This is a genomic window from Micromonospora marina, assembly GCF_900091565.1.
Classification (GTDB): Bacteria; Actinomycetota; Actinomycetes; order Mycobacteriales; family Micromonosporaceae; genus Micromonospora; species Micromonospora marina.
This window is the reverse complement of the sequence record NZ_FMCV01000046.1, coordinates 1-11,538: the sequence shown is the minus strand read 5'-3', so window position 1 is coordinate 11,538 and position 11,538 is coordinate 1. Positions and strand designations below refer to the sequence as shown.

Below are 11,538 nucleotides of genomic sequence, written 5' to 3'. Positions count from 1 at the left end.
CCTCGCGGTCTGCACGGTCACCGCCGCCGCGCTACGGGAACGTACCGACAGCCAGGCACCCCCACCGACCACACCCGACCAGCCACCACCGGCCGATCCCGGACTGATCCCGCTCACCGTGCCCGAGGTCGGACGACTCCTCGCCGACGCCCTGCACCACCCACCACCACCAGGACACGCCATCGACTGGCTCACCTGGCGACGCCGACACCAGGCCCGCGCCCGCTGGCACCACCAACGCACCCGCCTCAACCGCGAATACGCCCTGCTCACCTAGCAAATGGCGGCTGCCGTACTAGAGCGTATCGAGCCAGATTTGCTGACTTATGCGCTTGATAGAGTTGTCAAGAGCAAAGAGGAGGGCCTTGGCCTTACGCCTACGGAGCTTATCCGATTTGCAGGCGCTCTGGGGGATCTGGAACTCGCCTGGCGAGCACTGCCGCCGTCCTCGCATCATCGAGTCAAGGCGGCCGTTGAAGGAGCGGAGCTGAGATCCCTCCTAGACCATGGGTTGTTCACTCGGCGGTTGCCAACTGAAATCGCCAATATCGTAAATGAGAGACGGGAAAGGCTCAACGTCGGTAACCTCCTGGACGTTGCGTCACTCAATCCAGGGTTGAACTTTACTCAGGCCGCAATCAAAGTCTTCTCGGAATCGAAAAGCTTTAGGACTGCCGAGGAAAATATGGACCGCTTGATCTTGCCGGTCGCGCGGGAGATGAGCGTTGGGGACGTCAAGTCGGTAATAGCTGCGTTTATCGCCAACAATCAGATTCACTTCGCCTCGGGGATGCCCGATCTCATGCTGAAGTTCTTCAACCTAACTCTAGGGCGTTTCACTGAATGCTCGACGGAATGGTGGGGGCTTCGCGAGGCGGTGCAATCGTTCGATAAGGCGGGTGGCTATTATTCTTACCCGCACCTCCAAGAGGCCATCATCTCTGAACCGCCGTTTTAGGCGCGATGGTAGTCGTCTCGCACCCTCTCAGCCATCCCGTCGGCCTTCGTCCGCACCTCGGTGGAGTGGGTGGGGCCTGCCCGGTCAAGGTGGAGCACCCCACCGTCTGAACGACCTTGACCGGGCAGGCCCCACCCGCTCGGCTTGCCCGGACGAAGGTTGTCGGGATGGCGCCACCATCCCAGAGCGCCCGAGCGCCCCGCCGGAGGCACTGCCTGTGTCTCGTCTAACGTGAAGCCCCGGAACTGCCACTGATCATGGCGGCCCGGGGCTTCTTCGTATGTCGCGCCGCCGGCGGGCTATCACCGATCGCGCTGTGGCCGAAGGCCTAAGGCGCGAGCGGCGGGCCATCGGTCCGGCCCTGGTTCGGCGGCGCGAGCGGTCCGCGAAGCGGGCCGCCTTGATCCCGTACAGAAAGTTCTCACACGTCTCTGGCCTCAACCTGAGTCCAATGTGAAGATCGAGGCATGTCTGAGACGGAAGTTCCGCTCACACCGCCGGCAGAGCCGCTCGTCATGATCTGCCCACACTGCAACTTGCCAGCCATTCAAAAGGTCAAGGGGCAGGCGGAAGAGTCTTCGGATGATCCAGCAGTCGAGACTTACCCCATGTCTTTTGAGTTCACTTTGCTCCAATGCGAAAACTGCGACAAAGTATCCTTGCAGGTTCGCGACATTTGGCCTTTCGACTCACCTGGCGAAGTTCCGCAATTCGTCTACCCCGCTAGGCGACAGCTCAGCAGCGACATACCCGAGAAACTGCGCCAGGAATTCGAGGAAGCACGCACATGTTTCGACACTAAAGCGTACACGGCGACTGTAGTAATGGTTAGGAGAACCCTCGAAGGCATTGCCGTCGACAATGGAATTGCAGAACGAAACCTCGTACGACAGATTTCCAAGATGAGGGATCAGGGCCTAATCGATACTAGTATCGCGGATTGGGCGGACGGCTTGCGCGTATTGGGGAACCAGGGGGCCCACTACACTGGCCGCAAAGTTAGCAGAGAAGACGCCAATGACGCGCTCGACTTCGCAGAGGCGCTGCTAGACCATATCTACGTCTACAAGAGGCGCTTCGAAGAGTTCAAGAAGCGGCGCGAGGCGAAGCTTCCCCATCAGGCAAGCACTCATTGATTGCCGCTAGCTATCCACTCCCGTGACGTCTAAGCTGGCGTAGTGGATGCAGACGGTGTAGAAGTTGCGAGGGCGACAGCCCAACTCCACCTGGCAGATGCCCTTCCTCGTCGCTGGACTCATGTCCAGGGAGTGGCAGCGAAGGCGCGCTCACTGTCGGGTTTGGTTGGCGAGGATCAACACCTGCTCGTTGCGGCGGCCTTCCTCCACGATATTGGCTATTCGCCGGAGATCCGGGATACTGGATTCCATGCCCTTGATGGTGCTCGCTGGTTGCGCCGAAACGGGTTTGAACCTCGCCTGGCCGGTTTGGTCGCCTACCACTCCTGCGCTGCTTATGAGGCGGCTGAGTGAGGGCTACTCGACGCTCTTTCCTCTGAGTTCACAAGAGAGGAATCCGCAACTTCTGACGCATTGTGGTTCGCAGATATGACAACCGGCCCAGATGGACAGAATCTAACTACAGAACAGCGTCTAGCCGAGATTCGTGCGCGCTACGGTCCCGATGACTTAGTAACGCGCTTCTGGGTGAAGGCGGAAGCGCCGCTGTTAGAGGCTGTCCGTCGAACGGAAGAACGGCTTACTGCCTAGGGCGCGGCGGATTCCTGGTCTCCCTCAAACGGCTGCGAGGTTTGGTGCTCGATGTTTCCGAGCTGGCGGCCAGGCTGGCGATGATCATCGCGGCCGCGAGGGGCATGGCATGACGTCGCAGTCCACCCGCAACGTCGCCCAGGACAACGCATATGTCGGCGTCCAGGTGGGCTCCGTGGAGGGTGGCTTCCACCATCACCACTACGCGCCTGCGGACCCCGATTCCACGCCCGAGGGCGAGTTCGAGGCCGGTGTGCGATACCTCGACAGGTTCCTGCTCGACACCGCGCGGCAGCACATCGAACGAGCGGTCACCCGTGGCTTCCCCATCACTCCTCGGGTTCAGTTCTATCGACTGGTCGCCCTGCTCAGTGGGCGGACCCCCGCCAGTTGGAGGACGAGGAGTGGAAGCGGCTCCTGGCGATCTGGAGCGACCCGCCTGATCTCGACGAATGTGACGATTGGACGCTGGGGCTCCGGGCGATCCTGAGGCTGCTGAGTTCGACTGACGCCGCCGTGCCGGAAACGGCGGCGAAGGATCTGGAATCGTTGCCCCCTCGCCAGCAGGGATACATCCTCGACCATCTGGATATAGCGCTCGAAGGAGCACTGCGGGACCGGCTGTGGCAGAGGTCCGTAGCCCATGCGCGAGAGAACCGGACCGCTGACGACCGGCTCGGTCGAGCGTGGAAGTTCTTCCATCCCACGCCCGCGCGGGCGAGGACCCGGCCGGTCACGCCGGCTGCCATCGCAATGTCGGACCGCGTCAAGGTCGGAGTCGGCGGATCGCTGCTCCTGCTGGCGACAGGCAAGTTGACGGCGTTGCTGGCAGCCAACGGCGAGCTCGGCGGGCTGATCGGCCTGTACAGCGCGGTGGCCGGTCTGGCGATCTTCGGTATCGCAGGGGCGGACCGGTATTTTAGGCACCGCTACCGGCAGGCGAAGGACAGCGAGCTTCGCCCACCCCGTCGTCAGCGCACCGACGCGAGGCCTGGCGGGTTCGCTGGCAAGATCGACCGCCTCTTCACCCACTACTTCGCCCGCTACAAGCCCGACGGGATGGCCAGCGCCCAGTGGCTCGATGAGACCGCCGGGATCCGCCGCCACCTGCGTAACGAGGTGGTCGACGCCTACCGAGAAGAGCGCATCAACGCCGACCGGGTGGCCTGGCTGGTGAGGTACCTGGCGAGTGACGTCAGGACACGCTGGAATCAAGGGACGCTGACCGAATACCGCCAAGAACTGCGTGTGCCGCTTCGGACCTGGCTGCTGCAGGTCGTCGGCGTCGTCGCCCTCATCACCGGTTTTGTCTCGGCATTGGCAGCCGTCTTCTCGGCTGCCGTCCTGCCCGGCATGCTCTGGCTGGTGCTGACCGTGCCAACAGCCGTTGTCACCACGCGGGCGACGTTCCGCATAGTCGCCGAGTATCGGCGGGTTGCTGCCGACAGCGCTCACCGGTCCGCTGAGCAGGGCAGACGGGCAAAGGCGTACGAACATTGGGTGGCCAAACTCGCCGACAGGCCGACGGACACCGAGATGGCCGCCTGGCTGGAGTGCGACCGCAAGGTCATCACTGATCAGGCCCTGCAGCAGTTCCGGCTCCAGCCGGGCCAAGTCGTGGCGCACGCCTTTCTGGAAGCACCCGCGAAGTCGGCTCGGAAGAGGCGCGCCGAGGACGGTCCGTGGCGGTACTCCCACTACCGACTCCTGCTCTTCCTGCTCACCGAGGATGGCGTACGGCAGGTCGACCTCGTGCTGGACTTCAGACGCGCTGGCCATCGCGACACGCAGCGGCTCAACTACCGATTCCACGCGATCTCCGCCGTCCGGATCGATGGATTGGTTCTGCGCAAGCCGACGTTCCACCTCACGCTGAACAGCGGCGAGAAGATGACGGTCCAGGTGACCGGAACGGACACCAAATCGACCGAACCCAACGAGGACCCAAGCTCCATCACCGACCTGACCGTCGACGCTTCGGGCCTCCACCAGACCCTGCACGTGCTGGAGGGAGTCGCCGCAGAAGGCAAGGACTGGGTGAGACTCCGCCGGGAGCAGGCCGATAACCGGCTCGCCGAACTGTCCCGCCGCACCAGAGGGCTGCTGGACTGAGTGCACCCGGTTCCGCCCGGTTTCTCGGCTGAATGTCCGCCTTCCTGTCGCGGGCCTTCAGGAGGCGGACCGGATCGGGAGGAAATTGGGAGCGCGTACTGATCTTCGCTGGCGATACTGGTGCCCATGAAGCTTGCTGAGGCCCTGGCGCTGCGCGCGGATGCGGCGCGGCGCGCCGAACAACTCCGTGCCCGCATCACGGCCAGCGCCCGCTACCAGGAGGGTGAGGCACCGGCTGAGGACGCCTCGGCTCTCCTCGCGGAGGCAGGCGTTGCACTCGGTGAGCTGGAGTCGCTGATCCGGCGGATCAATCGCACCAACGCGGCCACGGCCGTGGACGGGGTGGGCACGCTCACGGACGCGCTCGCACGTCGCGACGTGCTTCGTCTGCGGCACAATGTGGTCACGTCCGCCGCGGACGCCGCTGCGGGTGAAGGTCAGCGTGGATATCGGCAGCTGCGGTCGGAGTTGAAGATGATTCCGGCGCTGCCGGTGGCCGAACTGCGCCGGCAGGCGGATGACCTTGCCCGGCAGCTTCGCGAGGTGGACACGTTGATCCAGCGGACGAACTGGGAGGTCGAGCTGCTGGACTGAAGGGTTGCGGAGCAGGTAGCCGACGTGGAGGCGTGCACGAACCCGCGAGCCGGCGGGTAATCCGGCTCACTCCTGGCGCGCCGAGGGCAGGCGCAGGGGTTCGATTCCCCGGCATACATCGCACGCCCAGCACAGCACACAGGTGACGGCGCACAGGGCACGGCACACCACCGGGTGCAGATCCACGACGGCGAGGGTGGGACAGGGGACTTCCGTAACCTCCTACACCAAGGTCCGGCCGATTCTGGCCGCCGTCGCTCACGCGCGACTGAGCGATGGAGGACGCACCCAGGCATCCGCTGCGGCGCGGCTACCGGGTAACCGATCGCGACGAGGTCCTCGTGCGCCATGGCGACAGTGAGTTGAGGGTTCAGGGCGCGAACCTCCGCGTCGGTGAGGGGCCGGTGCGCGACGACGTGCGCGACCGCCGCCCGGTCCACCTCGATCTCGTAGTAGTCGCCGCAGAACTCGACGAACCGGTCCACGATGTCGTCGAGCAGGATGTCGAGCAGGATGTCGAGCATGCCAGAGTCGTCCGGCCCGACGCGATGTCGTACGCGGTCACCGCGCGAGCCTACGGGTGGCGGAGATGTCGTCAGGCACGCAGGGAGTCGTGGCTCAGTCTTCGTCAGTAGCCAGTACCGCGATCATGACGCCGCCGCCCATGCCGATCACGAACGCGTCCATGACGTGTCGGGTGACCGGTTCCCATGAGACCAAGTCGGTGTTCGTCCACCAACGGGTTTCATGGCCCAGCAGCTTCACCAGTGCCCGGAACACATCACGAGCGCGCTCCTCCGGGTATCGACCCCGGGCACCGTAGGCGAGGGTGCGTGAGGTCATCCCGATCAGTAAGTCGAGGGCAACATGCTGGCTCGCCTCGCTCAACCGCGCCGACAGCTGCGCCGCGTCCTGCGGGGCCTGCGGCGAGGTGCCGTCCGAGCCGCCAGTATCCAAGACGCCGACGCTGGTCAGGAACGCGAACGCGTCGGGGAAGGGGCCGCTGGTGTCGGTGGATCGGATCACGGTCCATACCTGGCCGTTGCCGTACAGGCCTGGCAGCCCGGCCAGTAGCTGCCGAATCCGTACGAGTCGTTCGGTGGCGTCCACCGCCGATCACTCGGCCTGCTCGACCGGGCGGAATTCGTGGACCACCTCGATGAGCCCGACGATGTGCCGGTTGAGCTCGTCGAGTTCCTCGGCCGGTACCCACAGCTCAAGGATGTCGCGGCCGCCGACCTGCCGGACGGGGTAGCGGGCGGCGAACTCCTGGTCGACGTGGAACCGGGTGACGTAGCCGGCCCCGGAGGCGGGGACGTTCCAGTCCCGGGCGATCATGATCGCGTACTGCTCGTTGAGGACGGGATAGAAGATCGGCTGGTCGGGCAGCCGCGCCGGCCAGGCCCTCCAACCGGACGCGCGGACGAGTTCAAGCTCCTGTGGGCCGGTCGGCCGCCACAGCGTCATCATCTCCGTCACCACAGCTCTCCTCTGTCAGATCGAGGTACGGTACCGGCAGTCGCGAAAGGCGCTGGTGCCGCACCGCGTGGGTCTGGCAGCCTGCTGGTCGTGCCTGAAACGGATTCCTTGCCGTGCAGCCTGCCCGAGCTGCAGGCGCTCGTCGCTGCGAAAATGCGCCTCAAGTACCTGTTCTTCTGGGGCCATCAGCCCCAACCCGACGGCAGCATCGGACCGGGTTGCCTGAGCCAGTGGTGGCCGGCCCCGTTCGTCGTGGACGGCATCCGATATGCCACGGCGGAGCACTACATGATGGTCGGCAAGGCGCGCCTGTTCGGTGACGAGGCGATCGCCGAGCAGATGCTGGCCGCGTCGCATCCGGGCGCGGTCAAGACCCTGGGCCGGCAGGTACGCGGCTTCGACCAAGCGGTGTGGGACGCGCACCGCTTCGACCTGGTTGTCGCCGCCAACGTGGCGAAGTTCAGCCAGCACCCCGACCTCGGCCAGTACCTGTCGTACACGCGCACCCGCGTGCTGGTGGAAGCCAGCCCCGTGGATCGCGTTTGGGGCATCGGCCTGGCCGCCACCGACCCACGCGTGCATGATCCCGCCCAGTGGCGCGGCCCGAACCTCCTCGGATTCGCACTGATGCGCGCCCGCGCACACCTCGATGCAGGATGACCTCAAGATTCACGGCGGCTTCACCGCCGTCGCCAGCGGTAGCAGCCTGAATCGTCCCCGCTGTAGTCAGCTCAGCTCAGCCCGGTCCGGTCGAGCCGGTCCAGCAGGCTCGGCTTACGGGCATGCCGCTCCCGCAACAGCCGCATCCGTTGCCGAAACACCTCGACGTCGCCGTCCCGATCGGCCAGCGCCTTCAAATCGCCCAGCAGGACGACGGCGGCGTCGTATTCCTTCGGTCGTTTCGTCTCGATCATCGCGTCCACCCGCTGCCACTCCTGCTCCTGCCGGCCCGCGAGCACGTTCAGCCGCTGCTCACGGGCAGCGGCAGCCGCCCGCTCCCGACGCTCCCGCTCGGCCGCCTCACGCTGCCGGGCGAGCTGCTGCCGTCGTGACCAGCGTTCCTCCGCAGCGGCCAACAGCTCCCCGACTGTACGGCCGGTCCGAACGCCCTCGTTCGGAGCCGCACCATGGAAACGGGCAAGCAGTTCCGAGCGCAGGCGCGCGTCGCCGCGCATCAGCCGTACGACGACGTCGTTCTTCTCCGCCTCGGGCAGCGATGTTACCCACCGGGACAACGCCGCCCCCGACGGCGCCTTCTCTTTCAGCGGAGCGCTCCCCTCCGCCGCCACGGCGAGCAGCTCCGGGTCCAGCCGCAGGAAGTCGGTCAGGGCGCGCTGCGGCCCGGACAGGTCGCCCAGGCCAGGCGGGACGGGCGGTTCCGGCTCGTCGCGCGCCAGCTCGCGGTTCTGTACGCACAGTAGCCACACCAGGTACAGCAACCGCCGATCCCCGGCGGCCAACTCCGCCCGCCCGGGAAGGACCGCGGCGAGGCGACCGGCCCCGTCGTACTCCTCATCCTCGTCGCCTTCCTCGTCCTCACTGTGCAGGTCGAGGATCACGTGGGTACGGGTCGCCCACGAACAGGCCGATCGTCCGACGCAGTACTGTGCGGCCGTGCCCGGGTCCAACACCGCGACCGGCAGCCGCAGCGCCACCCGATGGGTTCCCCAGTTCGCCAGGTACAGGAACGCGTCGAAGTACCGCTGCATCCACTCCCGCGGGTCACCCTTCAGGTCACCCCACTGGTAGTCGTTGACGAAACTCGACGAGGTGATCCGCGCCCGCGTCGACAACGCCCGCAACTCACGCTGCTGCACCGAGGTCAACGGCCGGTCGACCGCCACGAACTCGTAGTACTGGTACTCACTCACCGCTGGTCCCCCTCGCCATGAAAATCATCCGTGCCGGTACGCGTCGACCCACTGCACGCCAGCGAGACTCGCTGACGCCGCACGACGTACCGTAAAGCCGCCCTGGCCCGGTGCCAGGTGGCGGACGCGCGCACGCGGGATGATGGGCCGATGTTCGTCCTGCGTGCGACCGCGAAGCTGCGCCAACGCATCGGTCTATCCGCCTCGCACGACGTCGAGGAGTCCACGACGTTGCTCGGTGACTGGTACGCGACGATGTTGCCGTGGCGACCGCAGGTCGCGCTGCTCGTCAACGAGCGCGCGCTGTTGCCGGCGCTGATGCCTCTCGCGCCGGCTGCCACCATGCCGGCCCGGGTCGCCGACCAGGTTGGCGACGTGCTCGCCGCCCGCGGCGTGCCCGACCTGGTTACCCGCGCCGAGGTCGACCAGATGCGCCAGTGGCGGATCACGCCGACTGCCAGTCGCCGCATCGTCGGCGTCATAAACGAGTTCGCCTTCCTCGCCGGCACCTGGCGTGACGCGACGACATCGCGAGGGCCACCCAGAACGCCCGGGACATGGTGGTCGACTCCCTCGCCGCCGGGATCGACCCGGATGCCGCCACCTTCTACCTCCAGTCGGCAATCCAGGAAGTCGGAGACCTCAACACCCTCTTCCAGAACCTGGTCACCGTGCCGCGCCTGGAGCGGGTGCCCTCGCTCAAGGACATGGCCCGCGACGCCGGCAAGGAGGAGATGCCGTACGGCCCTGCTCGGTTACCCGGTCCTGCAGGCCGCCGATATCCTCTGCGTCAAGGCCCACGTGGTGCCCGTCGGCAAGGACAACGCCGCGCACGTCGAGGTCACCAGGGAGATCGCCCGCCGCTTCAACCACCTCTACGGCGAGGTCTTCCCCGTCCCCGACCTGGTCAGCGCCGAGACGCCCACCCTGGTCGGCACCGACGGCCGAGCCAAGATGAGCAAGAGCCTGGGCAACGCCATCGCACTCTCCGACGAGCCGGCCGAGGCTCGCCGCAAGGTCATGGGTATGTACACCGACCCGAACCGGATCCGCGCGGACGTGCCCGGCACGGTTGAAGGCAACCCGGTGTTCAAGTACCACGACGTCTTCAACCCGAACCGGGCCGAGGTTGACGACCTCAAGGGCCGCTACCGCGAGGGGAAGGTCGGCGACGTCGAGGTCAAGGAGAAGCTCGCCACCGCGCTGAACGCGTTCCTCGACCTCATGCGCGAGCGACGCGCCCGCTACGAGGCTGACAAGGGCCTGGTCGACGAACTGATCGTCAAGGGTACGGAACGCACCCGCCGCGAGGTCCAGCAGACCATGTTCGAGGCGCGCAAGGCGATGGGCCTCGCCGGCGTCTACACACAGCTCCGCCGCAAGGCCGAACGGTCCCGTAAACCCGCAGCCACCACCGCGTAGAAGAGGACGCTCATGAGTCGCCACGAAGCCGGCCGGCAGGCCGGCAGCTTCCTGCTGCGCACGATCAGGTCGGGAACCTCGGGCGCTGAGGTGTTCCTCCTGCGGCAACCCGGCGGTGCGGCTGTCGCCACGAAGGTCACCCGCAACCCAAGGGTCAGCTCCTCCGTGCAGGCCCAACGGCACGCCCTCATGACGAAGCACTTCGCCTCGCACACCCCGGCCGTGCTCGGCACCGCAGCCGAGGCCGGCCTTGACGTCATCGTCACGGCGGCGCCCGCCGTGTGGAGCCTTGACGAGGCCATCGACCGCCTCGGACCGACACCGGCGGCCAGGCGGGGAGCGGACCGCCATCGGCAGCGATCTGGCGCCCCGGCGGACATCAACCCGAGTCGGGGTGATCGGGTAGCCTGATGGCACGACGGGCCGTTAGCTCAATGGCAGAGCTGAGGACTTTTAATCCTTAGGTTCTGGGTTCGAGTCCCAGGCGGCCCACCTTGTTGATCTTTCATGGGAACCGGTGCCCGCGCCGCGTGGTGACGCTCGGCTCGGCTTCTCGACGCGGACTGTGGCTGACCACGGTGGCGCGGTGCTGGACGGGCCGGGATGTTGTCGTACGGCAAGTCGCATGACGACGGCACGCAGCCGCCGCAGGGCCGTGTCCCTCGGCGGAGGGCGTGGTCCTCTACCTCATTCGTAGTGGTAGCGGCACTGGGCGACCTGCACTGTGTCGTCCATGATCCGGTATACGAGGCGGTGTTCCTGGTCGATGCGTCTCGACCAGAATCCCGCCCAGTTTCCGCGGAGCTGCTCCGGTTTGCCGATGCCCTGGTGGCCGTTGCGTCGGATGTCCTCGATCAAGGCGTTCACTCGTTTGAGCATCTGGCGATCTCGTTGCCAGGTCAGATAGTCTTCCCAGCCTCGGCCGGCGAACTGGACCTTCACGCTGCCGATGCCTCGCCTGAACTGGCGTCGGGGTCGATCAGGTCGTGCATCTCCCCACCCCCGTTACGCAGCTCTTCGACGGCTTCATTCAGACGGCGGGCGTTGGCGGGGCTGGCCATCAGGTAGGCCGTCTCCTTCAACGACTCGTACTCGCGCAGCGAGATGATGACCGCGGCCTCCCGGCCGGAACGGGTGACCACCACTTCCTCGGCGTCGTCCACGACATGGTCGAGCATCTTGGCCAGGTTCTGCCGGACCTCTGAGTAGGGAACGGTGCGCATGCTGCCGCCTCCAAACGTTACGTACAACAAATTGTACAAGTCTGCCGAGGCTCCTCGTCACATGGTCCGACGTCTGGCCCTGAACTGTCGATCAGGCTCAGGAGCGGCGCGGGCGTAGCGGCAGCGGATCACCGGTGATCGTGGCGAGGTGG

Annotated in this window: 12 protein-coding genes, 1 tRNA gene and 3 pseudogenes; 11 read left to right on the top strand and 5 right to left on the bottom strand. The window is 65.9% G+C overall.

The annotated features are described in order from the left end of the window. The 7 genes and pseudogenes from GA0070215_RS27470 to GA0070215_RS27440 all read left to right on the top strand — a co-directional run. Positions 1 to 277, top strand: a pseudogene (locus tag GA0070215_RS27470) (IS701 family transposase); the annotation flags it as partial. Between the two features lie 249 nt (positions 278 to 526). Then, on the top strand, positions 527 to 958 hold the full coding sequence (locus tag GA0070215_RS28265; protein WP_141708275.1) for a hypothetical protein: 432 nt from the start codon (positions 527 to 529) through the stop codon (positions 956 to 958). Positions 959 to 1,425: 467 nt separating this feature from the next. Beyond that, positions 1,426 to 2,094, top strand: coding sequence for a DUF4145 domain-containing protein (locus tag GA0070215_RS27460; protein ID WP_091051696.1), 669 nt, complete (start codon positions 1,426 to 1,428; stop codon positions 2,092 to 2,094). Positions 2,095 to 2,136: 42 nt separating this feature from the next. Continuing rightward, positions 2,137 to 2,448 carry an HD domain-containing protein gene (locus GA0070215_RS29410; protein ID WP_341845033.1) on the top strand — a complete coding sequence of 104 codons (312 nt, stop codon included), beginning with the start codon at positions 2,137 to 2,139 and terminating at the stop codon, positions 2,446 to 2,448. Between the two features lie 627 nt (positions 2,449 to 3,075). Beyond that, positions 3,076 to 4,797 carry a hypothetical protein gene (locus GA0070215_RS27450; protein ID WP_244167178.1) on the top strand — a complete coding sequence of 574 codons (1,722 nt, stop codon included), beginning with the start codon at positions 3,076 to 3,078 and terminating at the stop codon, positions 4,795 to 4,797. A 126-nt stretch (positions 4,798 to 4,923) separates the two neighbouring features. Beyond that, positions 4,924 to 5,391 carry a DIP1984 family protein gene (locus GA0070215_RS27445; protein WP_091051692.1) on the top strand — a complete coding sequence of 156 codons (468 nt, stop codon included), beginning with the start codon at positions 4,924 to 4,926 and terminating at the stop codon, positions 5,389 to 5,391. Between the two features lie 275 nt (positions 5,392 to 5,666). After that, a complete protein-coding gene (locus GA0070215_RS27440; protein ID WP_091051689.1) occupies positions 5,667 to 6,026 on the top strand; it encodes a hypothetical protein in 360 nt (119 codons plus the stop codon). Here the strand turns inward: GA0070215_RS27440 and GA0070215_RS27435 are convergent. Beyond that, entirely contained in the window at positions 6,010 to 6,501 is a 492-nt protein-coding gene (locus GA0070215_RS27435) for a hypothetical protein (protein WP_091051686.1), read from the bottom strand. The genes GA0070215_RS27440 and GA0070215_RS27435 overlap by 17 nt on opposite strands. A gap of 6 nt (positions 6,502 to 6,507) precedes the next feature. Then, positions 6,508 to 6,861, bottom strand: a complete 354-nt coding sequence (locus tag GA0070215_RS27430) for a hypothetical protein (RefSeq protein ID WP_036345417.1) — start codon at positions 6,859 to 6,861, stop codon at positions 6,508 to 6,510. A 99-nt stretch (positions 6,862 to 6,960) separates the two neighbouring features. Between GA0070215_RS27430 and GA0070215_RS27425 the strand changes: the two genes are divergently transcribed. Further along, complete coding sequence (locus GA0070215_RS27425; RefSeq protein WP_026267875.1) at positions 6,961 to 7,530, top strand: NADAR family protein; 570 nt, start codon at positions 6,961 to 6,963, stop codon at positions 7,528 to 7,530. A gap of 71 nt (positions 7,531 to 7,601) precedes the next feature. On the opposite strand, the gene GA0070215_RS27420 is transcribed toward GA0070215_RS27425, so the two are convergent. Continuing rightward, positions 7,602 to 8,741 carry a hypothetical protein gene (locus tag GA0070215_RS27420; protein ID WP_091051682.1) on the bottom strand — a complete coding sequence of 380 codons (1,140 nt, stop codon included), beginning with the start codon at positions 8,739 to 8,741 and terminating at the stop codon, positions 7,602 to 7,604. A gap of 150 nt (positions 8,742 to 8,891) precedes the next feature. Here GA0070215_RS27420 and GA0070215_RS29945 point away from each other — a divergent pair. The 3 genes and pseudogenes from GA0070215_RS29945 to GA0070215_RS27405 all read left to right on the top strand — a co-directional run. Beyond that, positions 8,892 to 9,200 (top strand): annotated as a pseudogene (locus GA0070215_RS29945) (DUF6933 domain-containing protein); the annotation flags it as partial. Positions 9,201 to 9,259: 59 nt separating this feature from the next. After that, a pseudogene (gene trpS / locus GA0070215_RS27415) lies at positions 9,260 to 10,163 on the top strand (tryptophan--tRNA ligase); the annotation flags it as partial. A 420-nt stretch (positions 10,164 to 10,583) separates the two neighbouring features. Then, a tRNA-Lys gene (locus GA0070215_RS27405) sits at positions 10,584 to 10,655 on the top strand. 195 nt (positions 10,656 to 10,850) lie between these two features. Here GA0070215_RS27405 and GA0070215_RS27400 read toward each other — a convergent pair. Both GA0070215_RS27400 and GA0070215_RS27395 read right to left on the bottom strand, forming a co-directional pair. Next, the gene (locus GA0070215_RS27400; RefSeq protein WP_091046349.1) at positions 10,851 to 11,105 is read right to left on the bottom strand and encodes a Txe/YoeB family addiction module toxin; all 255 of its coding nucleotides are present in this window, start codon (positions 11,103 to 11,105) and stop codon (positions 10,851 to 10,853) included. Continuing rightward, a complete protein-coding gene (locus tag GA0070215_RS27395) occupies positions 11,102 to 11,386 on the bottom strand; it encodes a type II toxin-antitoxin system Phd/YefM family antitoxin (protein ID WP_018787151.1) in 285 nt (94 codons plus the stop codon). Before GA0070215_RS27395 ends, GA0070215_RS27400 begins: the two co-directional genes overlap by 4 nt. Positions 11,387 to 11,538: the final 152 nt, after the last annotated feature.

Coding starts and splice junctions, on each gene's coding strand:
- GA0070215_RS27395 (WP_018787151.1), bottom strand. CDS start 11,386: ATGCGCACCGTTCCCTACTCAGAGGTCCGGCAGAACCTGGCCAAGATG.
- GA0070215_RS27460 (WP_091051696.1), top strand. CDS start 1,426: ATGTCTGAGACGGAAGTTCCGCTCACACCGCCGGCAGAGCCGCTCGTC.
- GA0070215_RS27440 (WP_091051689.1), top strand. CDS start 5,667: ATGGAGGACGCACCCAGGCATCCGCTGCGGCGCGGCTACCGGGTAACC.
- GA0070215_RS27445 (WP_091051692.1), top strand. CDS start 4,924: ATGAAGCTTGCTGAGGCCCTGGCGCTGCGCGCGGATGCGGCGCGGCGC.
- GA0070215_RS27430 (WP_036345417.1), bottom strand. CDS start 6,861: ATGATGACGCTGTGGCGGCCGACCGGCCCACAGGAGCTTGAACTCGTC.